The organism is Curvibacter sp. GW821-FHT01G03, assembly GCF_059422285.1.
This window is the reverse complement of record NZ_JBWKWP010000010.1, coordinates 199,885-222,651: the sequence shown is the minus strand read 5'-3', so window position 1 is coordinate 222,651 and position 22,767 is coordinate 199,885. Positions and strand designations below refer to the sequence as shown.

30 protein-coding genes are annotated in these 22,767 nt (G+C 66.6%); 19 read left to right on the top strand and 11 right to left on the bottom strand.

Annotation, left to right across the window (positions count from 1 at the left end):
- Positions 1 to 8: 8 nt before the first annotated feature.
- The 4 genes from iscA to AC07VS_RS16730 are packed head-to-tail and all read right to left on the bottom strand — an operon-like array spanning position 9 to position 2,523.
- Positions 9 to 329, bottom strand: coding sequence for an iron-sulfur cluster assembly protein IscA (gene iscA, locus AC07VS_RS16745; RefSeq protein WP_019572744.1), 321 nt, complete (start codon positions 327 to 329; stop codon positions 9 to 11).
- A gap of 13 nt (positions 330 to 342) precedes the next feature.
- Positions 343 to 723, bottom strand: coding sequence for an iron-sulfur cluster insertion protein ErpA (gene erpA / locus AC07VS_RS16740; RefSeq protein ID WP_492345886.1), 381 nt, complete (start codon positions 721 to 723; stop codon positions 343 to 345).
- A 59-nt stretch (positions 724 to 782) separates the two neighbouring features.
- Positions 783 to 1,220, bottom strand: coding sequence for a Fe-S cluster assembly scaffold IscU (gene iscU, locus AC07VS_RS16735; protein WP_492345885.1), 438 nt, complete (start codon positions 1,218 to 1,220; stop codon positions 783 to 785).
- Between the two features lie 58 nt (positions 1,221 to 1,278).
- Positions 1,279 to 2,523 (bottom strand): IscS subfamily cysteine desulfurase, encoded by a 1,245-nt coding sequence (locus AC07VS_RS16730; protein ID WP_494658695.1) that lies wholly within the window; start codon positions 2,521 to 2,523, stop codon positions 1,279 to 1,281.
- A 444-nt stretch (positions 2,524 to 2,967) separates the two neighbouring features.
- Between AC07VS_RS16730 and nifA the strand changes: the two genes are divergently transcribed.
- From nifA to AC07VS_RS16650, 16 genes are all read left to right on the top strand, one after another.
- Positions 2,968 to 4,746, top strand: coding sequence for a nif-specific transcriptional activator NifA (gene nifA, locus AC07VS_RS16725; RefSeq protein WP_494751512.1), 1,779 nt, complete (start codon positions 2,968 to 2,970; stop codon positions 4,744 to 4,746).
- Between the two features lie 223 nt (positions 4,747 to 4,969).
- Complete coding sequence (gene nifB / locus AC07VS_RS16720; RefSeq protein ID WP_494658693.1) at positions 4,970 to 6,565, top strand: nitrogenase cofactor biosynthesis protein NifB; 1,596 nt, start codon at positions 4,970 to 4,972, stop codon at positions 6,563 to 6,565.
- A 79-nt stretch (positions 6,566 to 6,644) separates the two neighbouring features.
- Positions 6,645 to 6,839: a 4Fe-4S binding protein gene (locus AC07VS_RS16715; RefSeq protein WP_019572750.1), complete on the top strand. Its 195-nt coding sequence runs from the start codon at positions 6,645 to 6,647 to the stop codon at positions 6,837 to 6,839.
- Between the two features lies 1 nt (position 6,840).
- Positions 6,841 to 7,242: a HesB/IscA family protein gene (locus tag AC07VS_RS16710; protein ID WP_492345881.1), complete on the top strand. Its 402-nt coding sequence runs from the start codon at positions 6,841 to 6,843 to the stop codon at positions 7,240 to 7,242.
- Between the two features lie 15 nt (positions 7,243 to 7,257).
- A complete protein-coding gene (locus AC07VS_RS16705) occupies positions 7,258 to 7,830 on the top strand; it encodes a hypothetical protein (RefSeq protein ID WP_494751511.1) in 573 nt (190 codons plus the stop codon).
- Positions 7,827 to 8,675, top strand: coding sequence for a 4Fe4S-binding leucine-rich repeat protein (locus AC07VS_RS16700; protein ID WP_494751510.1), 849 nt, complete (start codon positions 7,827 to 7,829; stop codon positions 8,673 to 8,675). Before AC07VS_RS16705 ends, AC07VS_RS16700 begins: the two co-directional genes overlap by 4 nt.
- Positions 8,668 to 9,033 carry a nitrogen fixation protein NifZ gene (locus AC07VS_RS16695; RefSeq protein WP_019572754.1) on the top strand — a complete coding sequence of 122 codons (366 nt, stop codon included), beginning with the start codon at positions 8,668 to 8,670 and terminating at the stop codon, positions 9,031 to 9,033. The genes AC07VS_RS16700 and AC07VS_RS16695 overlap by 8 nt, the downstream gene beginning before the upstream one ends.
- Positions 9,030 to 9,323: a nitrogen fixation protein NifZ gene (locus AC07VS_RS16690; RefSeq protein ID WP_494658689.1), complete on the top strand. Its 294-nt coding sequence runs from the start codon at positions 9,030 to 9,032 to the stop codon at positions 9,321 to 9,323. Before AC07VS_RS16695 ends, AC07VS_RS16690 begins: the two co-directional genes overlap by 4 nt.
- Positions 9,320 to 9,784, top strand: a complete 465-nt coding sequence (locus AC07VS_RS16685) for a DUF3024 domain-containing protein (protein WP_492345877.1) — start codon at positions 9,320 to 9,322, stop codon at positions 9,782 to 9,784. Before AC07VS_RS16690 ends, AC07VS_RS16685 begins: the two co-directional genes overlap by 4 nt.
- A 30-nt stretch (positions 9,785 to 9,814) precedes the next feature.
- Positions 9,815 to 10,969 carry a cysteine desulfurase family protein gene (locus AC07VS_RS16680; RefSeq protein WP_494751509.1) on the top strand — a complete coding sequence of 385 codons (1,155 nt, stop codon included), beginning with the start codon at positions 9,815 to 9,817 and terminating at the stop codon, positions 10,967 to 10,969.
- Positions 10,970 to 11,023: 54 nt separating this feature from the next.
- Positions 11,024 to 11,239: a putative nitrogen fixation protein NifT gene (gene nifT, locus AC07VS_RS16675; protein WP_492345875.1), complete on the top strand. Its 216-nt coding sequence runs from the start codon at positions 11,024 to 11,026 to the stop codon at positions 11,237 to 11,239.
- A gap of 57 nt (positions 11,240 to 11,296) precedes the next feature.
- On the top strand, positions 11,297 to 11,557 hold the full coding sequence (locus AC07VS_RS16670) for a hypothetical protein (RefSeq protein WP_492345874.1): 261 nt from the start codon (positions 11,297 to 11,299) through the stop codon (positions 11,555 to 11,557).
- Positions 11,558 to 11,559: 2 nt separating this feature from the next.
- Entirely contained in the window at positions 11,560 to 12,723 is a 1,164-nt protein-coding gene (locus tag AC07VS_RS16665) for a DegT/DnrJ/EryC1/StrS family aminotransferase (RefSeq protein ID WP_492345873.1), read from the top strand.
- Positions 12,724 to 12,732: 9 nt separating this feature from the next.
- Positions 12,733 to 13,581 (top strand): SIR2 family NAD-dependent protein deacylase, encoded by an 849-nt coding sequence (locus tag AC07VS_RS16660; protein ID WP_494658685.1) that lies wholly within the window; start codon positions 12,733 to 12,735, stop codon positions 13,579 to 13,581.
- 68 nt (positions 13,582 to 13,649) lie between these two features.
- The gene (locus AC07VS_RS16655) at positions 13,650 to 13,946 is read left to right on the top strand and encodes a 2Fe-2S iron-sulfur cluster-binding protein (RefSeq protein WP_019572762.1); all 297 of its coding nucleotides are present in this window, start codon (positions 13,650 to 13,652) and stop codon (positions 13,944 to 13,946) included.
- Between the two features lie 8 nt (positions 13,947 to 13,954).
- Complete coding sequence (locus AC07VS_RS16650; protein ID WP_492345871.1) at positions 13,955 to 14,398, top strand: hypothetical protein; 444 nt, start codon at positions 13,955 to 13,957, stop codon at positions 14,396 to 14,398.
- Positions 14,399 to 14,529: 131 nt separating this feature from the next.
- Here the strand turns inward: AC07VS_RS16650 and AC07VS_RS16645 are convergent, their stop codons facing one another.
- The 7 genes from AC07VS_RS16645 to AC07VS_RS16615 all read right to left on the bottom strand — a co-directional run bounded on the left by AC07VS_RS16645 (position 14,530) and on the right by AC07VS_RS16615 (position 18,179).
- Positions 14,530 to 15,246: a hypothetical protein gene (locus AC07VS_RS16645; protein WP_494751508.1), complete on the bottom strand. Its 717-nt coding sequence runs from the start codon at positions 15,244 to 15,246 to the stop codon at positions 14,530 to 14,532.
- Positions 15,230 to 15,559 carry a hypothetical protein gene (locus AC07VS_RS16640; protein WP_494658682.1) on the bottom strand — a complete coding sequence of 110 codons (330 nt, stop codon included), beginning with the start codon at positions 15,557 to 15,559 and terminating at the stop codon, positions 15,230 to 15,232. The genes AC07VS_RS16645 and AC07VS_RS16640 overlap by 17 nt, the downstream gene beginning before the upstream one ends.
- A gap of 422 nt (positions 15,560 to 15,981) precedes the next feature.
- Entirely contained in the window at positions 15,982 to 16,215 is a 234-nt protein-coding gene (locus AC07VS_RS16635; RefSeq protein ID WP_492345869.1) for an FmdB family zinc ribbon protein, read from the bottom strand.
- A gap of 27 nt (positions 16,216 to 16,242) precedes the next feature.
- Positions 16,243 to 16,731: an ArsC/Spx/MgsR family protein gene (locus tag AC07VS_RS16630; protein ID WP_494751507.1), complete on the bottom strand. Its 489-nt coding sequence runs from the start codon at positions 16,729 to 16,731 to the stop codon at positions 16,243 to 16,245.
- On the bottom strand, positions 16,728 to 17,066 hold the full coding sequence (locus AC07VS_RS16625; RefSeq protein ID WP_494658679.1) for a thiosulfate sulfurtransferase GlpE: 339 nt from the start codon (positions 17,064 to 17,066) through the stop codon (positions 16,728 to 16,730). Before AC07VS_RS16625 ends, AC07VS_RS16630 begins: the two co-directional genes overlap by 4 nt.
- Before the next feature lie 11 nt (positions 17,067 to 17,077).
- Positions 17,078 to 17,686 carry a hypothetical protein gene (locus tag AC07VS_RS16620; RefSeq protein ID WP_494751506.1) on the bottom strand — a complete coding sequence of 203 codons (609 nt, stop codon included), beginning with the start codon at positions 17,684 to 17,686 and terminating at the stop codon, positions 17,078 to 17,080.
- Positions 17,679 to 18,179, bottom strand: a complete 501-nt coding sequence (locus AC07VS_RS16615) for a group II truncated hemoglobin (protein ID WP_494751505.1) — start codon at positions 18,177 to 18,179, stop codon at positions 17,679 to 17,681. The genes AC07VS_RS16620 and AC07VS_RS16615 overlap by 8 nt, the downstream gene beginning before the upstream one ends.
- A 394-nt stretch (positions 18,180 to 18,573) precedes the next feature.
- On the opposite strand from AC07VS_RS16615, the gene nifH reads away from it, so the two are divergent.
- The 3 genes from nifH (at position 18,574) to nifK (ending at position 22,654) form a co-directional block, all read left to right on the top strand.
- Complete coding sequence (gene nifH / locus AC07VS_RS16610; RefSeq protein ID WP_492345866.1) at positions 18,574 to 19,449, top strand: nitrogenase iron protein; 876 nt, start codon at positions 18,574 to 18,576, stop codon at positions 19,447 to 19,449.
- Between the two features lie 92 nt (positions 19,450 to 19,541).
- On the top strand, positions 19,542 to 21,005 hold the full coding sequence (nifD, locus tag AC07VS_RS16605) for a nitrogenase molybdenum-iron protein alpha chain (RefSeq protein ID WP_019572772.1): 1,464 nt from the start codon (positions 19,542 to 19,544) through the stop codon (positions 21,003 to 21,005).
- A gap of 89 nt (positions 21,006 to 21,094) precedes the next feature.
- The gene (gene nifK, locus AC07VS_RS16600) at positions 21,095 to 22,654 is read left to right on the top strand and encodes a nitrogenase molybdenum-iron protein subunit beta (protein WP_492345865.1); all 1,560 of its coding nucleotides are present in this window, start codon (positions 21,095 to 21,097) and stop codon (positions 22,652 to 22,654) included.
- The last annotated feature ends 113 nt before the right edge of the window (positions 22,655 to 22,767 follow it).

The window sequence follows — 22,767 nt, the reverse complement described above, 5'->3', positions numbered from 1 at the left end:
CTCCCGGTTCAGACGGCGAAGCTTTCGCCGCAGCCGCAGTTGGCGCGCGCGTTCGGGTTGTTGAACTTGAAGCCCTCGTTCAGGCCTTCGCGCACAAAGTCCAGCTCGGTGCCGTCCAGCATGCCCAGGCTGCGGGGGTCAACGATCACGCTCACGCCATGGGCCTCGAAGCAGGTGTCCTCGGGGTTGGCCTGGTCGACGAACTCCAGGGCATAGGCATAGCCCGAGCAGCCGCTGGTTTTCACGGCCAGGCGCAGGCCCAGTCCCGAGCCGCGCTTGTAAAGCGATTTCTGGATGTGGCGGGCGGCCGCCGGGGTCAGGCTGATCATGGGGGCTTCTCCTTCAGACCGAGAACGAACTGCCGCAGCCGCAGGTGGTCTGCGCATTGGGGTTGTGGATCACGAAGCGCGAGCCTTCCAGGCCCTCTTCGTAATCGACGCGTGCGCCCATCAGGTACTGCTGGCTCATGGCGTCGACCACCAGGGCCACGCCTTCGGTGACGATGGTGGTGTCGTCTTCGGCCAACTGGTCGTCAAAGGCAAAGCCATATTGGAAGCCCGAGCAGCCGCCACCTGTCACATACAGGCGCAGCTTCAGGTCGGGGTTGCCTTCTTCCTCGATCAGTTCGGCCACCTTGGCGGCGGCCTGGTGGGTGAATTCGAGCAGCGAGGGCATCAGGCCGGGCGGGGCGGCCTCTACAGGGGTGGGGCTGGCGTGGGCCATGGCGGTATTCCTTGGTCGGTGGTTGGGGGGTGGGTCTGGGTTGGGGGGAGGCGGATCGTTCAGCCCTGGCTGGCGCTGGAGCGGCACACCGGCTGCTCGCTCACCACGGCGGCCTGGCCGGCGTGGCGCGCTCGGTAGTCGGCCACTGCGGCCTTGATGGCGTCTTCGGCCAGGATGGAGCAGTGGATCTTCACGGGCGGCAGGGCCAGCTCTTCGGCGATCTCGGCGTTCTTGATGTTGAGGGCTTCGTCCAGGGTGCGCCCGCGCACCCATTCAGTGACCAGCGAGCTCGACGCAATCGCCGAGCCGCAGCCATAGGTCTTGAAGCGCGCGTCTTCGATCACGCCGGCTGCGTTCACGCGGATCTGCAGGCGCATCACGTCGCCGCAGGCCGGGGCACCGACCATGCCGGTGCCAACGCCCTCGTCCTCGGCGCTGAAGGCCCCCACGTTGCGGGGGTTTTCATAGTGGTCGATCACCTTGTCGCTGTAAGCCATGGGGTACTCCGTGTCGGGTTGGGGGGATGAAGAAGGGCGCCAGCAGCCGGACACCGGCTCAGTGCGCCGCCCACTGGATGCTGGACAGGTCGACGCCGGCCTGCACCATGTCCCACAGCGGGCTCATGGCGCGCAGGCGCTCGACCACTTCGCTGACCTGGGCGATGGCAAAGTCGATCTCGGCCTCGGTGGTGAAACGCCCCAGCGAGAAGCGCACCGAGCTGTGGGCCAGCTCGTCGCTGCGGCCCATGGCACGCAGCACGTAACTGGGCTCCAGGCTGGCCGAGGTGCAGGCCGAGCCCGAGGACACGGCCAGGTTCTTCACCCCCATCAGCAGCGATTCGCCCTCCACGTAGTTGAAGCTCACGTTCAGGTACTGGGGGGCGCGCTGTTGCGGGTGGCCGTTGAGCACCACCGAGTCCATCTTTGACAGGCCGGCCCACAGGCGCTCGCGCAGGGCCTCGATGCGGGTGTTGTCGGCCGCCATGGTCTCGCGGGCCAGCCAGAAGGCCTCGCCCATGCCCACGATCTGGTGCGTGGGCAGCGTGCCTGAACGCATGCCGCGTTCGTGGCCGCCGCCATGCATCTGCGCATCGATGCGGATGCGGGGCTTGCGGCGCACATACAAGGCGCCAATGCCCTTCGGGCCGTAGATCTTGTGGGCCGACAGCGACATCAGGTCGATGGGCAACTGTTCCAGGTCGATGGGCACCTTGCCGGCGGCCTGCGCCGCGTCCACATGGAAGATCACGCCGCGGGCGCGGCACATGGCGCCCAGCGTGGCCACGTCCTGGATCACGCCGGTCTCGTTGTTCACGAACATCACCGAGGCCAACACCGTGTCGGGGCGCAGCGCGGCCTCGAACACGGCGGGGTCGACCAGCCCGCTGTCCAGCACCGGTAGCACCGTCACTTCATAACCCTCGCGCTCCAGGTCGCGCAGACTGTCGAGCACGGCCTTGTGCTCTGTGGCCAGTGTCACCAGGTGGCGCCCGCGCCCCTTGTGGAAATGCGCGGCGCCCTTGAGGGCCAGGTTGTTGGATTCGGTGGCGCCCGAGGTCCAGACGATCTCGCGCGGATCGGCATTGATCAGCGAGCAGACCTGCTCACGGGCCAGCTCCACCGCCTCTTCGGCGGCCCAGCCGTAGGCATGCGAGCGGCTGGCCGGGTTGCCGAACAGATTCGTCAGGTAAGGCAGCATCCTGTTCAGCACCCTGCGGTCCACGGGTGTGGTGGCGGCGTAGTCGAGGTAGACCGGCTGGCCTTGGCCGGGCGGGGCTTTGTCTGCACGCGGATCGGTCATGTTGAGCTCCTGCTGTGTGAGTGGGTTGGCAGGCCTGTTTTGCAACTTCGGTGCCACGCGATTTCGTGTCGGCAAGCGTGCTTTTGCGACGTGGTTTGTCGTTTCTTTGTTGCCTCTTTGTTGTATTTGTGGGCGCGCCTTCCCTGGTCAGCCACAGGGCTTGTCGGGTTTGTCGCAATTGAACGGGGCGGGCGGCTGCGGTGGTTGCGGGCGCGCGAATGTCGTGGCACGCCATGCCCCATGGACAGTGCTGGCGCAACCGGGTCTTTACACAGGTGTCAGTCTCGCGATAGGTATATTTTTTGCATCTCTGCTTGCGGGTGGCGCTGCAAGCCCGGGCGCCACCCAAAGCTGGTGCAGGTGGTGTCTGAAATGGTGGCTGCCGCTGTCCCACAAGGACGCAGGCAGCGCAAACCCCGCGATGGCGCACGAGAACGAGGCCCTATGGTGAGCACACACGAATCTGAAGCCCGGCGAGAGCTGCACGCGATCTACGAGGTCAGCAAGACGCTGTCGACCTCGCTCGACATCGCCAAGACTTTTCGGGAAGCCCTCAACTACCTGCTGCACGCCTGCTCGTGGCGCCGCGCCTTTGTGCTGCTGGGCGAACCCGAGGGGCGCCTGCGGGGCCTGTGCTCGGTGGGGCTCACCCGCGAAGAGCAACAGCGCCTGCATTTTCAGTCGGGCGAAGGCATCGTGGGGCGGGTGTATGCCAGTGGCGTGCCGGCGGTGGTGCCCGACATCCGCAACGAGCCCCTGTTCCTGAACCGCACCGGCGGCGCCGATCAGTCGCTGGAGAGCTGCGTGGCCATGCTGGTCATGCCCATCCGAGCCGACCGGCGCACCATCGGCGTGGTGTCGGTCGACTGCCTCAACCCCGGGGCGCGTCGCGTGTTTTCCGAAGACCTGCACCTGCTCAAGATGGTGGCCACCATGATGGGTCAGGCTTTTCTGCTGCATCGCAGTGTGAGCGCCGCCCACGATTCGCTGCAAAACGAGGCGCGGCGCATGCACAAGGCCTTGAAGCCCGTGCAACTCAGCGACCAGGTGGTGGGCTCCTCGCCGCCCATGCTGGCCGTGTTCGCCCAGGTCGAACAGGTGGCCGCCGCCCGTACCACCGTGTTGCTGCGTGGCGAGAGCGGCACCGGCAAGGAGGTGATTGCGCGCGCCATCCACAACCTGTCGCCACGGCGCAACGAGGCTTTTGTCTGCGTCAACTGCGCCGCCCTGACCGAGTCGCTGCTGGAGAGCGAGCTGTTCGGCCATGAGAAGGGCGCCTTCACGGGCGCACAGGGCCAGCGCAAGGGGCGCTTCGAGATGGCCCACGGCGGCACCTTGTTTCTGGACGAGATCGGGGACATCTCGGCCTCGTTCCAGGCCAAGCTGCTGCGTGTGCTGCAAGAGCGCGTGTTCGAGCGTGTGGGGGGGGCCTCGCAGGTGAAGGTGGATGTGCGCCTGATCCTGGCCACCAACCGCAACCTGGAGCGCATGGTACAGGCCGGCGAGTTCCGCGCCGACCTGTACTACCGCATCAACGTCATCAGCATCCAGCTGCCGCCTTTGCGTGAGCGGCGTGGCGACATCCCGGCCATGGCCCAGCACTTTCTGGACCGCTTCAACCGCGAGAACGGGCGCCAGTCCCGCTTTGATGTGTCGGCCGTGCGCGTGCTGTCGAGCTGCTACTGGCCCGGCAATGTGCGCGAGCTGGAGAACTGCGTGGAGCGCACCGCCACCATGGCCGGCAATGGCGTGATCACTGACCTGGCCTTTCCGTGCCGCGAAAACCGCTGCCTGACCCAGGTGCTTCACCACATCGATCGCGAAGACGCCGTGCGCCCCGGCCGCCACGGGGTGATCCCGATCCATGAGGTGCCGCAGGGGCGTGCTGGCCAAGCTGCTGAGGCGGGCGCGGCGCTGCCAGCCCCTCCGTCGTTGCCGCCCGCAGCGGTGGATGCCTTGCCCGATGCCGCCGGCCACGCCGATCCCGATCCCGCCGAAGACGATGCTCTGGACGCCGAAGACGATGCGCTGCCCAGCCTGGTGGCCGGCCTGCCCGCCCCGGCCAACGCCGACGGCAAGCCCGAGGGCGAGCGCGAACGCCTGATCTGGGCCATGGAGCGCTGCGGCTGGGTGCAGGCCAAGGCGGCGCGGCTGCTCAAGATCTCGCCGCGGCAGATGGGCTATGCCTTGCGCAAGCATGGCATTGAAGTGCGCAAGTTCTGAACGGGGCGGCCCTGGCCCCTTGTTCTGGCTTTGTAGCCCCCTTGTCGTCCCTGTGTGCGCTTTGTCGCAAGCCTGACAAGCGCACCGCTCCCCTGTCCGGGCTGTCGTGACACCGACACCCTACAAAGATGACAAGCTGTTGATTTAAAAGAAGTTTTTGGGTGGCATGGATTTGGCTAAAGAAGCCTGAGGCCGCCACTCCGGGTGGCCAGGAAGGATCTCCATGCAATCCGCTTCCCCCGCCAGCAGCACCCCACCCGCCGTCGCCTTTGTGGGCATTGGACAGATCAAGCGCCTGGGCGACCCCCTGGACATCCCGGCCCCCTCGGGGGGCTGCAGCACCGAAGGCGGCGAGGGCAAGGCCAGCTGCGGCTCGTCCGGCGGCCCCGACGACATGCCGCCCGAGATCTGGGAGAAGGTCAAGAACCACCCCTGCTACTCCGAAGAGGCGCATCACCACTACGCCCGCATGCACGTGGCGGTGGCCCCGGCCTGCAACATCCAGTGCAATTACTGCAATCGCAAGTACGACTGCAGCAACGAGTCGCGCCCCGGCGTGGTCAGCCAGAAGCTCACGCCCGAGCAGGCCGTGAAGAAGGTGGTCACCGTGGCCAGCGAAATCCCGCAGATGACCGTGCTGGGCATTGCCGGCCCGGGCGACTCGCTGGCCAACCCCAAGAAGACCTTCGACACCTTCCGCATGCTGCAGGAGCAGGCCCCCGACATCAAGCTGTGCCTGTCCACCAACGGCCTGGCGCTGCCGGACCTGGTCGATGAGATCTGCCGCTACAACATCGACCACGTCACCATCACCATCAACATGGTCGACCCCGAGGTGGGGGCCAAGATCTACCCCTGGATCTTCTGGGACCACCGCCGCATCACCGGCATCGAGGCTGCCCGCATCCTGCACGAACGCCAAATGCTGGGGTTGGAGATGCTGACTGCACGTGGCGTGCTCACCAAGATCAACTCGGTGCTGATCCCCGGGGTGAACGACGAGCACCTGATCGAGGTGAACCGCGAGGTCAAGAAGCGCGGCGCCTTTCTGCACAACATCATGCCCCTGATCTCCGAGGCCGAGCACGGCACGGTGTTTGGCCTGACCGGTCAGCGCGGCCCCACCGCGCAAGAGCTCAAGGCCGTGCAGGACGCCTGTGCCGGCGGTGCCAACCTGATGCGCCACTGCCGCCAATGCCGCGCCGATGCGGTGGGCCTGCTGGGCGAAGACCGCAGCGAAGAGTTCACCCAGGACAAGATCGACCAGATGGAGGTGGTGTACGACCTGGACCGTCGCCGTAGCTATCAGGAGCAGGTCGAGATCGAGCGCCAGGCCCAGCACCAGGCCAAGCAGATGGCCCTGGCCGGCGCCAGCGCGTTGCCGGTGGACGACCTGAAGCTGCTGGTGGCGGTGGCCACCCAGGGTGGGGGCCGGGTGAACGAGCATTTTGGCCACGTCACCGAGTTCCAGATCTACGAGGTCTCGGCCCAGCAGACCCTGTTTGTGGGCCACCGCCGGGTGGACCTGTACTGCCAGGGCGGCTATGGCGACGACGAGCAGTTGCCCTCGGTGGTGCGTGCCATCAACGACTGCCATGCCGTGCTGGTGTCCAAGATCGGCGCCTGCCCGCGCGATGAGCTGTCGGTGGCCGGCATCGAGCCGGTGGACGCCTACGCGGGCGAGTTCATCGAGAAGGCCGTGCTCGAGTGGTTCAACGACTACCGCAGCCGCGTGGCCAGCGGCGCCCTGGTGCACCAGCACCGCGGCGATGCGCAGATCCGCCAAGGGGCCTTCACCGGCGCGCAGCAGGCGGCCTGAAGCCAGCGAGCCTTGCCCTGGCATCACCCTGGCACCCTCTTTTTCAACCCCACTTTCACCCCAGCAAAGGAGCGCCATCATGGCTTTGAAGATCATCGGTTCCACCTGCACCGGCTGCTCGGCCTGCGAGCCTGAATGCCCCAACGTCGCGATCCGCGAAAAAGGCGGCACCTATGTCATCGACCCCAAGAAGTGCACCGAATGCGAAGGGCAGTTTGACTCGCCCCAGTGCGTGGCGGTGTGCCCCGTCGACGGCTGCATCGTGAAGGCCTGACATGCTGCCCAACCTTCAAATCACTGCCGCCGCCGACAAATTCATGCGGCGCATCGTCCGCTTCTCGGGCCTGCCCGAGGGCGCTGGCTTTCGGCTGTTGGTCAGCGAAGGCGGCTGCTCGGGCTACAACGCCGAGTTCAGCGCCGAGCCCGCCCCGCGTGAAGGCGAGCAGACCCTGGAACACCAGGGTCTCAAGATCTTCCTGCCGGCCGAAAGCCGCCTGCTGCTCGATGGCGTGACCATGGACTTTGCCGACACCCCGACCAAGTCCGGCCTCACCTTCGTCAACCCCAAGCAGTCGGCCTGTGCCTGCAGCAGCAGCGCCGAGGCTGCGCCCCCCGGCGTGGCGCGCATCGAGATCGGCTCGATCAGCCGCGGCCGCCCGGCCAGCCTGCTGTCCTGACGCAGGGCCCGCGCCATGAGCTTCGCCTCCCTGGCTTTCGACGAACAGGCGCTGGCGGCCTTTGCCGACAGCGTGGTGGGCGCCGGCCTGGGGCCCGAGGCCTTGGCCCTGATCGAACAGGCGGGCCAGTTGCGCGAGCAACCCGAGGCGGCCCTGCGCTGTCTGCAACAGGCCCGGTGCCTGGCGCCGCGTCACCCGGTACCGGTGATTGCCGTGTACCGCTTCCATTTCTATGCGCATGAGCTGGCGCTGGCCCGTGCCGCCGGCGAAGACGCGCTGGCCCTGGCCCGCTATGCGCTGGGCCCTGATTTCGGTGACGAGCCACCCAGCGACGAGGCCACCCGCCACGACGCTGCGGTGCGTTTCTACCTGTTCACGCTCAAGGGCCTGGCCTACCTCAACCTGCGCCTGGGTGACTGGCCCCAGGCCTGGCTGATGCTGGGCGAGCTGCGCCGGCTGGACCCGCAAGACCGTGTCGGCGGCTCGCTGCTGTTGCAGGTGCTGGAGCGCCGCGAGGCCGGCGAAGACCCCGACACCCCGCTGTGGCAGGAAGGTGATCCCGTACGCGGCTGGAGGCCCCGGTCATGAGCACGCGCCCGGATGTCCACGCCCGCGATGCTGCCGAATCCGACATTCCGGCACGGCACTGGTCGGGTGCTGCACTGGACTGCAGCACCTGCGCGCAGCACGCTCTGCTGCAGCGGCCTCCGGGCCAGGGCTGCCAGCCCGGCCACGCCTGCCTGCACGATGCCTACGCCCGGCGCATCAGCCGCTTTCTGAGCTGGCACCCCGGGCTGGCCGATGCCCAGTTGCAGCACCCGTATTTCGAGGTGCGCGCGATCGCAGTGCGCCATGCCAGCGTGTTCCGCCTGCCGGCCTTGCTGCGCGACCCCGACGAAACCGTGCGCATGCAGGTGGTGCAAAGGCTGCCGATCGCTCAGTTGCTGGCCCACCTGCACCTGCTGGCACAGGACCCGCACCGCGAGGTGCGCCTGCGTGTGGCCCAGCGACTCGACCCGGCGCGGCTGGGCCCGCTGGTGTGCGATCCCGACTATGGCGTGCGCGAATGCGTAGCGGCCCGCCTGCCCTTGCCCCTGCTGAGCACCCTGGCAAGCGACCCTGACAGGGCGGTGCGCCTGCGCGTGGCGCAGCGGCTCGAGATGCCTGCGCTGCTGGCCCTGGCCGACGACCCCGAAGGCGAGGTGCGGCGCGCCGTGGCCCAGCGCCTGCCCGCCGCCTTGCTGCCCACGTTGCTGGGTGACCCCGACTGGCGCGTGCGCTGGGAGGTGGCCCAGCGTGCCGTCCCCGCCGCCTTGGGCCCCTTGCTGCATGACGACGACCCCGAGGTGCGTGCGGCCGCCCGCCAGCGCCTGCCCCTGGCCTCGGTCCCCCAGGCTGTCCCCTCCAAGCATCGGAGCAATGCCCATGGCTGACATCAATCGTGACGATGACCTGATCGAGATCGCCTCGCCCCCGCGCTTCGGCTTTGGCGAGCGGGTGGTGGCGCGTTCGGTGGTGCGCAACGACGGCACTTACAACGGCTTGGACATCGGCGCCGTGCTGGTGCAGCGCGGCGAGATCGGCTACGTCACCCAGATCAACACCTTTTTGCAGCAGTTCTACATCTATGCCGTCGATTTTGTCGACTCGGGCCATCGGGTCGGCATGCGGGCCAAGGAACTGTGCACCCTGGACCACCTGCCCGACGAGGTGTTGCAGCAACTGGGCGACAAGGCTCAGGCGCTGAACCACCTGGGCTTGCCACCCGCCCCCAAGGAGGACCTGCCATGACCGCCCCTCAACTGCCGATCGAAGCCCGCAGCGCCGTGTATGCCTGGGGCCAGCGCGTGATTGCGCTGGACGACCTGGTCAACGATGGCAGCCACCCCGAGTGCGCCCCCGATGCCCTGCTGGCGCCACGCGGCAGCGTGGGCGAGGTGGTCAACATCGGCCATGCCGTCGAGCTCAACGAGCCTGTCTACCTGGTGCAGTTTGCCCAAGCCGTGGTTGGCTGCCTGGAGGTCGAGCTGGCCCCGGCCCCGGCTGGCCTGCTGCCCGAGACCGACGAGGTGCAGGCATGAACGGGCGTTGCGTGGGCGGCGCCCAGGTGCGCCCCCTGCGGCCGCTGCGGCAGACGCGCCAGATGCTGCGCGCCCTTCAGGCGCGCCGGCGTGAGATGCCCTCGGGCGTGGCTGCCCAGCCCGGCACCTCGGCAGACAGCCGCGTGATGGACCTGCTGATCCGGCAGGTGCAGCGCGTGCTGGGCGAGCGCAGCCGCTACCGCTACGTGAAGCCGCGGGTGCTGCGCGAAGGCGAGGGGGTGCGCATCGAAAGCCCCTGCTGCTCGCGCAACATCGACCGCAGCGGCGGCGTGATCGACATCGCCTTGCTGCAGCCCGGCACCTCGCGCGGGAGCCGGGGCTGGACCCTGTTTGCCCGCGACCACGCAGCCGGCTGCTGGGCTGCACAGGCCGAAGACGAGGCGCTGCAACCCCTGCTGGCGCTGCTGTGCCAGGACCCGCAGCGGGTCTTCTGGCCTTGAACGGTGCTGCCACCCCAGTCTGAATCCCCCATGATCTACCTCGACCACAACGCCACCACCGCGCCCAGCCACGCCGTGCTGCAGGCCATGGCGCAGGCCATGGCGCAGCACTGGGCCAATGCCTCGTCGCAACACGCGCCAGGGCAGGAGGCCCGCCGCTGCCTGGCCCAGGCGCGCCAGCAGTCGGCCCAGGCCCTGGGCTGCAAGCCGGCCGAGTTGGTGTTCACCAGTGGTGCGACCGAGTCCAACCAACTGGCCGTGCGCGGCCTGCTGGCCGGGGCGCCGCTGGGGCGCCGGCGCGTGCTGTTCAGCCAGGTGGAGCACAGCGCCCACTTGGCCCTGGCCCGCAGCCTGGTGACCCAGGGGGTGTCGGTGGGCTGGCTGCCGGTGCGGCCCGACGGGGCGCTCGACCTGCGGGCCGCTGCCGAGCTGATCAACCCCGAGGTCGCCCTGGTGTCGCTCATGGCCGCCAACAACGAGACCGGCGTGCTGATGCCGCTGGCCGAGGTGGTCGCGCTGACGCGCCAGGCCGGTGCGCTGCTGCACACCGACGCCACGCAGTGGCTGGGCAAGCTGCCCTTCCGGTTTGACGACTGCGCGGCCGACGCGGTCAGCTTCTCGGCCCACAAGTTCCATGGCCCCAAGGGCGTGGGTGGCCTGCTGCTGCGCCAGGGCCTGGCCTTTCATTCGCCCGTGCCGGGCAGCCAGGAGCGCGGTCGCCGCGGGGGGACTGAGAACCTGCCCGCCATCGTCGGCCTGGCCACGGCCCTGAGCTCATTGGGCGACGCGGGCGCCGTGAACGCAGAAGCCCGGCGCCAGGCCGCCCTGCGCGATGCACTGGAGCAGGGCCTGGCCCAGGCCTTGCCCGCGCTGCAGGTGTGGGGCCAGGGCCAGGCCCGGCTGCCGGGCACCAGCTATTGGCGTGTGGGCCAACTGGCGGCCGACACGGTGCTGCAGCGCCTGGCGCGTCTCGGTGTGGCGGCCTCATCGGGCGCGGCCTGCTCCTCAGGCGGCAGCCAGCCTTCGCATGTGTTGTCGGCCATGGGCGTGCCCCGCGAGCACGCGCTGGCGGCGGTGCGCCTGTCGCTGGGCCGTGACAGCACGGCCGACGATGTGAGCGCCGTGCTGCAAGGCCTGCCGCCCCTGCTGGCGCCGCTGCTGCACGAAGCCCAGGCCTGTCACTGAAGCTCACGACTGAGCCCCCTTTTTTCCAACCCCGAACCCAACGAGAGGCTCCCCATGAAAGTCATGATCCGAAAAGACAGCAAAGGCCAGCTCAGTGCCTACGTGCCCAAGAAGGACCTGGAGGAGCCCATCGTCTCGATGGTCGAGCCCGGCATGTGGGGGGGGCTGGTCACCCTGGGCAATGGCTGGCAGCTTGACTTGCCGGCCATGGCGCCCGACACGCCGTTGCCCATCACGGTCGAGGCCCGTCGCATCGCGGTCGCCGAGTGATCTTCAGCCGATCACCCGCCGAATCCGTCCTGATCCCTGCCACCCCAGGAGCCCCCCATGAGTCTGATGCCCGAACACCTGCACGAAGCCAGCCAGCTGGTGGGTGCCGCCTCCAGCCTGCGTGATGCCGCCGCGCTGTGGCGCGCCCACCACCCCGAGATCCGAGCCCTGGTGGTGGACGCCTTCGACATGCGCGACGAAGCCCCCACCCTGATCCTGGGCGCACGCCGCGTCTACCTGGCCGCCAGCGACGGCCATTGCTGGCAGGTCACGCAGGAGCCGGCCCAGGCCTCGGCGCTGATCCTGACCGAGGGCTGAGCATGCAGACCGACACCATCGCCCTGTTCGAGCCCGAGGCTGGCCCGCAGGAGAGCGCACTGATCCAGGCCGTGCTCGATTCGGGCCGCTGGAGCGACGGCCCCATGCTGGAGGCCTTTGAGCAGGCCTTTGCCGGCTGGGTAGGCCGCGCCCATGCCGTGGGCGTGGCCAGCGGCACCCTGGGCACCTGGATGGCCCTGCGCGCCCTGGGCATCGGGCCCGGCGATGAGGTGGTGTGCGCGGCCCACACCTGGCACCAGGTGGCCCAGTCCATCACGCTGTGCGGTGCCACCCCGGTGTTCGCCGACATCGACTACTGGAGTGGCTGCCTGAGCGCCGACAAGGCCGCCCTGCGCATCGGCCCGCGCACCCGGGCCCTGCTGGCCGGCAACACGAACGGCCACCCGGCCGCCTGGGGGCCGCTGCGGGCCCTGGCCCAGGCCCACGGCCTGGCACTGATCGAAGACAGCACCGAGGCGCTGGGCTCGCGTTACGGCGGCCAGACCGTGGGCAGCTTTGGCGATCTGGCGGTGTTCGACTTCTCGTCCCCGTTGGCCCTGTGCACGGGCGAGGGCGGCATGGTGGTGACCGACGACGAGTCACTGGCCCACGAGCTGCGCTACCTGCGCCAGCGCCGCCTGAGCGACCGGCATTCGGTGTCGGTGGGCTCGCGTGTGCCCCTGCAGGCCGGCCTCAGCGAACTGAGCGCCGCCCTGGGCCTGGCCCAACTGGCCTCGCTGGACGAGCGCCTGCAGCAACGCAAGCAGGTCGAGGCCTGGTACCACGAGCAGATGCAAAGCTTTGAAGGCATCAAGCCCCCTTATCTGGGAGAGGACGTGGACGAGGTGCACTGGATGCTCTATGTGGTGCACCTGGGCAAGCGCTTCACCGCCAGCGCCCGCACCCAGATGATCGACGACCTGCGGGCCTGCGGCATCGAAAGTGCCGCCTACAGCCACCCTTTGCACCAGCAGTTCTTCTATATGAACGCCGGCGACACCATCGGCCGCAAGCGCGGTTTGCTGCCCGACACCGAGCGCATCGGCGACCGCGCCCTGGCCCTGCCGCTGCATGGCGGCCTGGGGCCGCAGCACATCCAGTACATCGTCAAGACCCTCAAGGACACCGCCACCAATGTCGGTGCCGGGGCCGCCATCTACCTGTGAAAGCCGCCCATGAACACACCTTTGATGGCCACCCTGGCCGAGCAGTTTGACAAGGGCCTGATCGTGCCCTATCTCGGCCCGGGCATGCTGGCCCTGTGCCCCGAGGCCCCGGTGCCGGCCACGCCGCTGGCCCTGGCCGAGCTGATGACCTCGCAGGTCAGCGTGCCGCACAAGATCCGCAAGCGGCTGACCCAGGCGGCGCAGTTCATCGAAAACTTCAAGCACCGCAAATCGGTGGTGCACCTGATGAATCAGGCCTTTGCCGCGCCCACCAAGCCCTCGGCCCTGCACCTGGCCCTGGCCCGCAGCCATGTGGGCCTGCTGGTGGACGCCTGGTACGACGACACCCTGGCCACCGCACTGGCCCAGGTGCGGCCTGAGGGCGGCTGGCTGCAGCTGCAGGGCCTGTCGCAATCGGAGCATTTCGGCCACTGGACCGGTGCCTATGCCGCCAACGGCGAATTCCTGCCCCAGGCCCCGGGCGGCGCGCAGCCCATTCTCTACAAGCCCATCGGGGCCCATGCGCCGGCTGGCAACTACCTGGTGTCTGACAGCGACTATGTCGAGGTGCTGACCGAGATCGACATCCAGACCCCCATCCCGGCGGCTGTGCAGGCCTGGCGCAGCGGGCGGCATTTTCTGTTTCTGGGCTGCCGCTTCGACGACCAGCTCACGCGCAGCTTCGCGCGCCAGATCATGAAGCGCTCCAGCGCCCAGCACTGGGCCGTGCTGCCCGACGAACCCACGCGCATGGAGGCGCGCTTTCTGCAGGAGCAGGGCATCACCCGCATCGCCCAGCCGCTGGCCAGCTTTGCCGCCGGCCTGGTGGTGGCCCTGCAGGACACCGCCACCGCCTGAGCGCCTCGACCCCGGTTGCCCCGTCACCCATTTCCTCAACCAGAACCAGCCTTGAGCTGACTACCACCATGACCGCACTGACCGTCCTGCCCTCGGGCAAAACCTACGAAGCCACTGCCGGCAGCACCCTGCTGCAGGCCCTGCTTGCCGTTGGCGAGGTGATCGCCAGCAAATGCGATGGGCAGGCCAAATGTGGCGCCTGCCATGTGTTCATCCAGGAGGGGCGCAAGGGCCTGTCCAAGATCCAGAAGCTCGAAAACGAGAAGCTCGACGCCCTGGTGGGCGTCAGCTCCAAGTCGCGCCTGGCCTGCCAGGTGGTGCTGGGCACGGAGCCTGCCACCGTCGAGCTGCTCAGCTTCGTCTGAGGCGGCTGGTGAGCACCCCCGGCCCGGCCCAGCCGGGCCCCACCTCGCAGCCTTCGTCCACCCGGCGCGAGATCGATCTCTCGGGCCCTTCGCCCTGGGCCACCGGGGCCTTGCTGGGCCTGGTCGAGCAGGCTGCCCATGGCGTGCTGGTGCTGTGTGAAGGCCTGGCCCGCGATGAACTGCTGGGTTCGCGTCTGACGCGGGCCGAAGTGCTCAGGCACCTGCTCACGCTGGCCGTGTCAGCCACTCAGCTGGATGCCGCGGTGCAGGCCGTCATGCCCGAGTTGGATTGGGCCGGCTGGGCCGCCCTGGCCCCGCGCCTGCGCGCTCCCGCCGGCCCCGAATTGGACGAGGCGCTGTGGTTCGCTGTCGAGTCGCTGGTGCCCGCCACCTTGCTGTGGCTGCGCTTTTACCGCCAACAACAGCCGCGGTGGTTTCGCATCGGGCTGTGAGGGCAACGCTCGGTGGGAGGGTGACTCAGAGGGGGACCCGCGAACCTGTGCTTGTTTTGACGGGCCATGCCTGGGGCCCCAAATCTTCCTCAGCCTCTGCAAGAGAACCACAGGCACAGTTGGCTGGGCAATTACTGGGTCGGACGCGAGGGGGCTTGAGCGGCCTTTTCCGTTTGGGCCGATCCCTGCCCAACGGATTCTGAAACCAAGGCTGCGGTGGTGGTGGCAGACCGACCGTCGATGCTGGATTTCACAACCCATGAGACGGCGCCAGCTGTTGCCAAGCCAATGGCGATCATTGTCGACACAATCCAGCGTAGATTGACGGATGACTCTTTGTGCATCTCAGTGCGCAGGCGCTCCACATTCAGGCCTGCTTCACCCACTGCCTTGTTGATGTCTGAACGCAGTGTCTGAAAGGTTTCACCCTGGTGGGCGATCATGACTTTGATCTCGGCACGGAATTCGGCTTCCGCCTGCTTGGCAGCCAGCAAGTCTTTATCGACCTGCAGCCGAGCGTTTTGGAACTGAAGGGCAATCTCTTCGCGAGAATGGGATGTCATGGTCTCACCAGTATAGGGGCCAGCTTGCTTTTGTACTTCACCCAGTGGCATGCGGATTTCAGTGAAATCTATCGCTGTTTCGTCAAAGCCCTGCTCAAGTTGCCGGACATGGGGGGGCAAGCTGGTCGCCGACGAATAGACCAGATGAACGGATCCTTCGGGGCCCACACCAAACGCAGAGTCAAACTGAATTTTTTCAGTGGGCTTGATCTGCGAATGGGACGTAGCCATCTGCAAAAACCGCTGAAAGCTGGGGTCGAAGGTCACCTCAACCGTTGCCGGCATGGGGCTGGCCCTTCGCGGTACCCGCTGGCACGGCTGTGGCTGCCCTGGGTTCCAGGGATTCCACAGTCTTCACCATGTGTTCAAAAAAACTCTTCGACATCTGAACAGTCGTTCGGATCAGCTTCTGTTCTCTCGCACTGTGGCGCTCTCCTGAGATCACAGGCACAAGCATCGAGTCGATGAAGGTCAGGAGGTACAGGACCTCGCCCGTTGAGGTAACGCCTCTCGTGACCGAATATTGGCTGGGTTGGTGCACCACGTAGTCGTCAGCAAATTCGGGGTCGCTCGTGTGGGGATCCGTTGTTGTTCGCATGCTGCCTCCTTCTGCGTACTTTTGGTTTCATGGCCTGATGTACCCCTTGACGGCTCAATCTCTCTGAGTACGGCACACCATCCCTCTTCACCAGCACCGGCGGCGCACTTTCGGTGAGAGGAACCGGGAGCAGGCCCAGCCAGGTGGTCAACCGGGTCATGACCTCATCCCTACCTGGCTCTGAAGAGCTGGTCTGGCTGGGCCGCCCGTTTCTGTGGAGTAGAGGAAGCCGTATCAGGCCTGATTTGGCAAGCGCCATTCTTGCAGCTGACCGGGCCTCTATCCGTTACCAAGTTTTGCTGAGTGATGCTTGAACCATCGCTGTTGAACGGGGCTTGAAGGAAGGCGGAACCCAACGTCGGGCGACGGCAGGCATGGCCTGCCTCGGAATCAGGGAGCGTTCAATGTCTCAAACACTTACCTCAGCCCAGCTTGCCGCGCTCGGCCTTCGAGAAGTTGCTCAGATGACCTTCGCGAGCGGCCTGGCGGCGTGCCGAGGCGATGATGGCCTTGCTCTGGCCTGGTGGCACCGGGGCGCTGATCTGGCGCTCCAGGCTGCTGCTGCCACATTGGGGGCAGGTGGGGGCGCTGCCGGCACGCACCAGGGCTTCAAAGCGGTGGCCGCAGGCCGGGCAGTGGTAGTCATAAAGAGGCATGGCAGGGGTCCTTGCGTGGTGGGGGCATCAGGCGGCGAGCGGCGGTGAGCTGGCGCAGCGGCCAGGCTCGAGGCCCGGTGGTGGGGGCGAATCGGTGTGAGAAGGCGCATGGGCATGGGCACAGCCCTCCAGCCCGGTGGGGCCAGACAGCGTGGCGAGACTGGGGCCCAGGCCCACCCAGGCGTGCACGGCCTCGGTCACAAAGCCCAGGTGGTGCTGGGTGCCGCACTGCATCAATGGGCGGCGTATCAGCAAGGGTTCTGCCAGCAGGCAGGCCAGGGCCTCGTCGCCGTTCAGGGTGTCGGGGTCGAGCAGGCCCTGGCGGATGCGGGGCGCCGCGCGGTTGAACCAGTCGGGCACGGGCTGGCCGTGCAGAAAGGGCAGCAAGGTGTCGGGGGTCCAGGCGGTGCGCAGCAGGTCGCGCACCTCCAGGGTATGGCCCGCAGCGCGCAGTGCGGCCTTCTGCCGGGCGTTGCCACCGCAGCCGGGCTTTTCGTAGAAGACGATGTGGCTCATGCGGGCTCCTCCGGGGGCCGGGGGTGGGCTTGCGCCCAGGCCGCGTGGCCGCCCACCAGGTCACACACGTCCACATAGCCGAAGTCGGCAAACATCTGGGCCCAGGTCTGGCTGGCGTGGCCGTGATGGCAGTAGATCAGGATGGGGCGCTTGCGATCGGTCTGCAGCAGCAGCGCGTCCTGGTTGTGCGGGCCCAGGCGCACCGAGCCGGCCCAGCCATCGCGCTGATGGCTGCCCGGGTCGCGTGCATCCAGCACCAGGGCGTGGGGCCGGCTGGCGCACCAGCGCTCCAGCTCGGCCAGCGTGAGCCGGCGGAAGAGGCGGGGGCCGCGCATGGCGCCGTCGCTCAGACCGGGCGGTTTTCGTTGGGGTTGCGCACCGGCCCCATCAGGCTCAGGCCTTCGGCGTAGGTGATGGTGTCAAAGGTCACGTCGTACTTGAGCGCCGCATCGGCCACGGCATCGAGCTTGCCGGCCGTGTCTTTCTTCTTGAGCTCGCTCTTCTCCAGGTACAGCAGGTCGAGCAGTTCGTTGTAGACGGTCGACTCGTCGATGGGCAGCACATAGAACAGCGCGCCGCGGTAGGGCACCTGGTACTTTTTCGACAGGTCGATGTTGTTGCAGAACAAAAAGTACTTGCCGCCGGCGCTCAGGCTGTCGCCCAGCACCTCGGCCACGTCTTTCAGGTGCTCGAAGCTCAACAGGTAGCCGGCGAAGAAAGGCAGGTGGGCCTCCCCCACCTGGGCGATGGCCATCACCTGGTCGCAGGTCAGTTCGGGGGGGCGGGCCTCGTCGGCCAGCTTGGCGGCAAAGCGCAGCGCCAGCTCGCCCCGGAAGCCGACCCGACCGGGCTTGGCCGTGGGCGCCTTGAGCACGGGGTTCAGCAGTCGGCCATCGGCATCGAGCGGGCCCAGGGCCGTGTCTTCAATGGGTTTGCGCACCAGGGTTTCAGTCATGGTCAGTCCTTGGAAGGGTGGAGGAAACAGGGGGGCCGGCCGCGCGGTTGCGCAGGTGGTCGGCGGTCTTTGAAAAGGCCTGCATCAGCGCGTGGCGCAGGCCTGGGGGTACCTCGATGGCGAACAGGGCGGCCTGCATGCAATGCAGCCAGGCATCGCGCTCGGCGTCGCCAATGGCAAAGGGCTGGTGGCGCATGCGCAGGCGGGGGTGGCCGCGCTGCGCGCTGTAGTCACGCGGGCCACCCAGCCATTCACACAGATAGCTCACCAGCACGGCCTTCACCGGGCCCAGGTCAGCAGGGTGCATGGCGCGAATCGCCTGCGCCTCAGGGCGCTGGTCCATCTGCGCATAGAAGGCCTCGACCAGGGCCTGTACCCGGGTCAGGCCACCCAGTTGCTCATAGTGCGACACCTGGGGTGACACGGGCGCGGCCACGGGCACCGATGCCGTCATCAGGTCGGTGGGGGCCGTGGGTTGGGGCTGCGTGCTCATGCCCCTCTTTCTGCAATGACCGTACCAGGCCAGGCGCGCACGCAGGCGGCCACCAAACGCGACAAAACAGCCCCTGCGGGGCGCCCGCATCCGCGGGGCGGGGCTGGCCGGGACCGGATTGTCGCAAACGGAACAAAGCGCTGCAGCCGGCCGGACAAAGCGCCCGCCAAGGCTGTCGCAAGCCGACATGTTGGCGTCGTTTTGTCGCAAACAGCGCGCTGATCGGGCCGAAACACGGTGATTTCGGCATGGCACAGAAGGTGCAAAGAACCAGTGCGCGGACACAAGTCCGGCCCAACGTGACCCGATAGAAGAAGACCAACAGGCACGCCAGGCTGACATGGTCGCGAGTTCGCTACCTTGGTTCTCAACCCTTCCTGAATGGAGTACTGCAATGGCTAAACTTCGGCAAATCGCCTTCTACGGCAAAGGCGGCATCGGCAAATCCACCACCTCCCAGAATACGCTGGCCGCGCTGACCGAACTCGGTCAGAAGATCCTCATCGTCGGCTGCGACCCCAAGGCCGACTCGACCCGCCTGATCCTGCACGCCAAGGCCCAGGACACCATCCTGTCGTTGGCCGCCGAAGCCGGCTCGGTGGAGGACCTGGAGCTTGAGGACGTGATGAAGATCGGCTACAAGGACATCCGTTGCGTCGAATCCGGCGGCCCGGAGCCCGGAGTGGGCTGCGCCGGCCGCGGCGTGATCACCTCGATCAACTTCCTTGAAGAAAACGGCGCCTACGACGGTGTCGACTACGTCTCTTACGACGTGCTGGGCGACGTGGTGTGCGGCGGCTTCGCCATGCCCATCCGCGAAAACAAGGCGCAAGAGATCTACATCGTCATGTCGGGCGAGATGATGGCCATGTACGCGGCCAACAACATCTCCAAGGGCATCTTGAAGTACGCCAATTCGGGCGGCGTGCGCCTGGGTGGCCTGGTGTGCAACGAGCGCCAGACGGACAAGGAACTGGAGCTGGCCGAATCGCTGGCCAAGATGCTGGGCTCGCGCCTGATCCACTTCGTGCCGCGCGACAACATCGTGCAGCACGCCGAGCTGCGCCGCATGACCGTGATCGAGTACGCCCCGGACTCCAAGCAGGCCGAAGAGTACCGCCAGCTGGCCACCAAGGTGCACAACAACGCCGGCAACGGCACCATCCCCACCCCCATCACCATGGACCAGCTGGAAGACCTGCTGATGGAGCACGGGATCATGAAGCAGATCGACGAGTCGCAAGTCGGCAAGTCGGCCGTGGCCGCCTGAAGGGCCCCCGGGCGCGGGGCGCAGGGCCCCACCACACGAGGGCCTGCCCCCGCGCCCGACTCTCACTGACAACTATCTAACCGGAGCTCTCCATGACCGCCACCGTTGAAGAACGCAAGGCCGCGAACAAGGCCCTGATCGATGAAGTGCTGAAGGCCTACCCTGAAAAGATGGCCAAGCGGCGCGCCAAGCACCTGGGCACCTTCGAGGACGGCAAGCCCGATTGCGGGGTCAAGTCCAACATCAAATCCTTGCCCGGCGTCATGACGATCCGGGGTTGTGCCTACGCGGGCTCCAAGGGCGTGGTGTGGGGCCCCATCAAGGACATGGTCCACATCAGCCACGGCCCGGTGGGCTGCGGCCAGTACTCGTGGGCTGCTCGCCGCAACTACTACATCGGCACCACCGGCATCGACACCTTTGTGACGATGCAGTTCACCTCGGACTTCCAGGAAAAAGACATCGTCTTCGGCGGTGACAAGAAGCTCGACAAGATCATTGACGAGATCCAGGAACTGTTCCCGCTCAACAAAGGCATCTCGATCCAGTCCGAGTGCCCGATCGGCCTGATCGGCGACGACATCGAAGCCGTCTCCAAGAAGAAGGCCAAGCAGTACGAAGGTCACACCATCGTGCCCGTGCGTTGCGAAGGCTTTCGCGGCGTGAGCCAGTCGCTGGGCCACCACCTGGCCAACGACGCGATCCGGGACTGGGTGTTCGACAAGGTCGACCCCAACAAGCGCCCCGATTTCGTCTCCACCCCTTACGACGTGGCCATCATCGGCGACTACAACATCGGTGGCGACGCCTGGGCCAGCCGCATCCTGCTCGAAGAGATGGGCCTTCGCGTGATCGCGCAATGGTCGGGCGACGGCACCATCGCCGAGCTGGAGAACACCCCCAAGGCCAAGCTCAACGTGCTGCACTGCTACCGTTCGATGAACTACATCAGCCGGCACATGGAAGAAAAGTACGGTATCCCATGGGTGGAGTACAACTTCTTCGGCCCTTCGATGATCGAGAAGAGCCTGCGCGAGATCGCCAGCCACTTCGACGACACCATCAAGGCCAATGCCGAAAAACTGATCGCCCGCTACCGCCCGTTGATGGACGCGGTGATCGCCAAGTACAAGCCCCGCCTGGAAGGCAAGAAGGTCATGCTGTTCGTGGGCGGCCTGCGCCCGCGCCACGTGATCGGCGCCTACGAAGACCTGGGCATGGAAGTGGTGGGCACGGGCTACGAGTTCGGCCACAACGACGACTACCAGCGCACCACTCACTACGTCAAAGACGGCACGCTGATCTATGACGACGTGACAGGCTACGAGTTCGAGAAGTTCGTCGAGCAGGTCAAGCCCGACCTGGTTGGCTCGGGCATCAAGGAAAAGTACGTGTTCCAGAAAATGGGCGTGCCCTTCCGGCAGATGCACAGCTGGGACTACTCGGGCCCATACCACGGCTATGACGGCTTCGCGATTTTTGCGCGCGACATGGACATGGCCATCTCCAGCCCGATCTGGGGCCTGACCCAGGCGCCCTGGAAAAAGGCCGCCTGATCCCATCAGCCACCGCCAGCTTTCGCCAGCGCCCCGGGTGCCCCGCGCCCGGGGCCCCCTGAACCCTCTCTCGTTTACCGGAGCCCGTCATGCCCCAATCCGCCGACAAGATCCTCGACCACGAATTGCTGTTCCGTGAGCCCGAGTACCAGGAAATCTTCCGAACCAAGAAAGAGAACTTCGAGTTCAACCACTCCGACGACACCGTCAAACAGGTCATCGAGTGGACCAAGACCGAAGACTACAAGCAAAAAAACTTTGCCCGCGACTCACTGACCGTGAACCCGGCCAAGGCCTGCCAGCCGCTGGGCGCCGTGTACGTGGCCAACGGCTTTCACAAGACCTTGAGCTTTGTGCACGGCAGCCAGGGCTGCGTGGCCTACTACCGATCGCACTTCTCGCGCCACTTCAAGGAGCCCACCTCGTGCGTGAGCTCGTCGATGACCGAAGACGCCGCCGTCTTCGGGGGCCTGAACAACATGATCGACGGCCTGGCCAACGCCTACAACCTGTACAAGCCCGAGATGATTGCGGTGTCCACCACCTGCATGGCCGAAGTGATCGGCGATGACCTGGACGCCTTCATCAAGAACAGCAAACAAAAGGGCAGCGTCCCCGAGGCCTACGACGTGCCTTTTGCCCACACACCGGCCTTTGTGGGCAGCCACATCACCGGCTACGACAATGCCTTGCTGGGCATCCTCAAGCACTTCTGGGACGGCAAGGCCGGCACCACCGCGCCACTGACCCGCGTGCCCGATGAGAGCATCAACTTCATCGGTGGCTTTGACGGCTTTGTGGTCGGCAACATGAAAGAGATCCGCCGCATCTTCAGCCTGTTCGGCGTGCAGGTGAACGTGCTGTGCGACCCCTCGGGCAACTGGAACACCCCCACCGATGGTGAGTTCCGGATGTACGAAGGCGGCACCACCAAGGAAGAGGTGGAGCGTGCCCTGCACGCCAAGGCCACCATCGTGTTCCAGGAGTTCTGCAGCGAGAAGACCAGCAAGTTCATCAAGGAACACGGCCAGGAAGTGGTGGTGCTGAACGCCCCGGTGGGCGTGGCCGGTACCGATGCCTTCCTGCTGGCCATCTCGCGCCTCACGGGCAAGCCGGTGCCGGCCGAGCTGGAGCTGGAGCGCGGCCAGTTGGTCGATGCCATGGCCGACAGCCAGGCCCACTTGCACGGCAAACGCTACGCCCTGTACGGCGACCCTGACCAGATGCTGGGCTACACCCAGTTTCTGTTGGAGCTGGGCGCCGAGCCGGCCCATGTGGTGGCCACCAACGGCAACGAAGAATGGGCCCGGCGGGTGCAGGCCTTGTTCGACGCCTCGCCCTACGGTGCCGGCTGCAAGGCCTACCCCAAGCGCGACCTGTGGCACCTGCGCTCGCTGCTGTTCACGGAGCCGGTGGATTTTCTGATCGGCAACACCTACGGCAAGTACCTGGAGCGCGACACCGGCACCCCGCTGGTCCGCATGGTGTTCCCGATCTTTGACCGCCACCACTACCACCGCTACCCCACCTGGGGCTATGACGGCGGCCTGCGCGTGCTGGTGACCCTGCTCGACGAGTTCTTCGAAACCCTGGACGCCAACACCAACGTGGCCTCCAAGACCGACTACTCGTTCGACATCATCCGCTGATGTGCACGGCGGGCCACCTTGTGCCAGGTGGCCCGTTTCGCACCGGCTGGGCAGGGCCGGTGCCCACTGGCCGAGCCCGGACCGTTGTCCCTTCGCGCAGAGGAGTCATCGCC

Bases quoted from the DNA above. Each gene is read 5' to 3' on its own strand.
- AC07VS_RS16630 (WP_494751507.1), bottom strand. From the start codon at position 16,731: ATGAGCCACATCGTCTTCTACGAAAAGCCCGGCTGCGGTGGCAACGCC.
- AC07VS_RS16710 (WP_492345881.1), top strand. From the start codon at position 6,841: ATGCTGCCCAACCTTCAAATCACTGCCGCCGCCGACAAATTCATGCGG.
- AC07VS_RS16690 (WP_494658689.1), top strand. From the start codon at position 9,030: ATGACCGCCCCTCAACTGCCGATCGAAGCCCGCAGCGCCGTGTATGCC.
- AC07VS_RS16700 (WP_494751510.1), top strand. From the start codon at position 7,827: ATGAGCACGCGCCCGGATGTCCACGCCCGCGATGCTGCCGAATCCGAC.
- AC07VS_RS16625 (WP_494658679.1), bottom strand. From the start codon at position 17,066: ATGCGCGGCCCCCGCCTCTTCCGCCGGCTCACGCTGGCCGAGCTGGAG.
- nifA (WP_494751512.1), top strand. From the start codon at position 2,968: ATGGTGAGCACACACGAATCTGAAGCCCGGCGAGAGCTGCACGCGATC.
- AC07VS_RS16645 (WP_494751508.1), bottom strand. From the start codon at position 15,246: ATGCCGGCAACGGTTGAGGTGACCTTCGACCCCAGCTTTCAGCGGTTT.
- AC07VS_RS16695 (WP_019572754.1), top strand. From the start codon at position 8,668: ATGGCTGACATCAATCGTGACGATGACCTGATCGAGATCGCCTCGCCC.
- AC07VS_RS16670 (WP_492345874.1), top strand. From the start codon at position 11,297: ATGAGTCTGATGCCCGAACACCTGCACGAAGCCAGCCAGCTGGTGGGT.
- nifT (WP_492345875.1), top strand. From the start codon at position 11,024: ATGAAAGTCATGATCCGAAAAGACAGCAAAGGCCAGCTCAGTGCCTAC.
- nifH (WP_492345866.1), top strand. From the start codon at position 18,574: ATGGCTAAACTTCGGCAAATCGCCTTCTACGGCAAAGGCGGCATCGGC.
- AC07VS_RS16730 (WP_494658695.1), bottom strand. From the start codon at position 2,523: ATGACCGATCCGCGTGCAGACAAAGCCCCGCCCGGCCAAGGCCAGCCG.
- AC07VS_RS16715 (WP_019572750.1), top strand. From the start codon at position 6,645: ATGGCTTTGAAGATCATCGGTTCCACCTGCACCGGCTGCTCGGCCTGC.
- AC07VS_RS16665 (WP_492345873.1), top strand. From the start codon at position 11,560: ATGCAGACCGACACCATCGCCCTGTTCGAGCCCGAGGCTGGCCCGCAG.
- AC07VS_RS16660 (WP_494658685.1), top strand. From the start codon at position 12,733: ATGAACACACCTTTGATGGCCACCCTGGCCGAGCAGTTTGACAAGGGC.
- iscA (WP_019572744.1), bottom strand. From the start codon at position 329: ATGATCAGCCTGACCCCGGCGGCCGCCCGCCACATCCAGAAATCGCTT.
- AC07VS_RS16635 (WP_492345869.1), bottom strand. From the start codon at position 16,215: ATGCCTCTTTATGACTACCACTGCCCGGCCTGCGGCCACCGCTTTGAA.
- AC07VS_RS16705 (WP_494751511.1), top strand. From the start codon at position 7,258: ATGAGCTTCGCCTCCCTGGCTTTCGACGAACAGGCGCTGGCGGCCTTT.
- AC07VS_RS16620 (WP_494751506.1), bottom strand. From the start codon at position 17,686: ATGACTGAAACCCTGGTGCGCAAACCCATTGAAGACACGGCCCTGGGC.
- AC07VS_RS16685 (WP_492345877.1), top strand. From the start codon at position 9,320: ATGAACGGGCGTTGCGTGGGCGGCGCCCAGGTGCGCCCCCTGCGGCCG.
- nifK (WP_492345865.1), top strand. From the start codon at position 21,095: ATGCCCCAATCCGCCGACAAGATCCTCGACCACGAATTGCTGTTCCGT.
- erpA (WP_492345886.1), bottom strand. From the start codon at position 723: ATGGCCCACGCCAGCCCCACCCCTGTAGAGGCCGCCCCGCCCGGCCTG.
- AC07VS_RS16640 (WP_494658682.1), bottom strand. From the start codon at position 15,559: ATGCGAACAACAACGGATCCCCACACGAGCGACCCCGAATTTGCTGAC.
- AC07VS_RS16615 (WP_494751505.1), bottom strand. From the start codon at position 18,179: ATGAGCACGCAGCCCCAACCCACGGCCCCCACCGACCTGATGACGGCA.
- nifD (WP_019572772.1), top strand. From the start codon at position 19,542: ATGACCGCCACCGTTGAAGAACGCAAGGCCGCGAACAAGGCCCTGATC.
- nifB (WP_494658693.1), top strand. From the start codon at position 4,970: ATGCAATCCGCTTCCCCCGCCAGCAGCACCCCACCCGCCGTCGCCTTT.
- AC07VS_RS16655 (WP_019572762.1), top strand. From the start codon at position 13,650: ATGACCGCACTGACCGTCCTGCCCTCGGGCAAAACCTACGAAGCCACT.
- AC07VS_RS16680 (WP_494751509.1), top strand. From the start codon at position 9,815: ATGATCTACCTCGACCACAACGCCACCACCGCGCCCAGCCACGCCGTG.
- iscU (WP_492345885.1), bottom strand. From the start codon at position 1,220: ATGGCTTACAGCGACAAGGTGATCGACCACTATGAAAACCCCCGCAAC.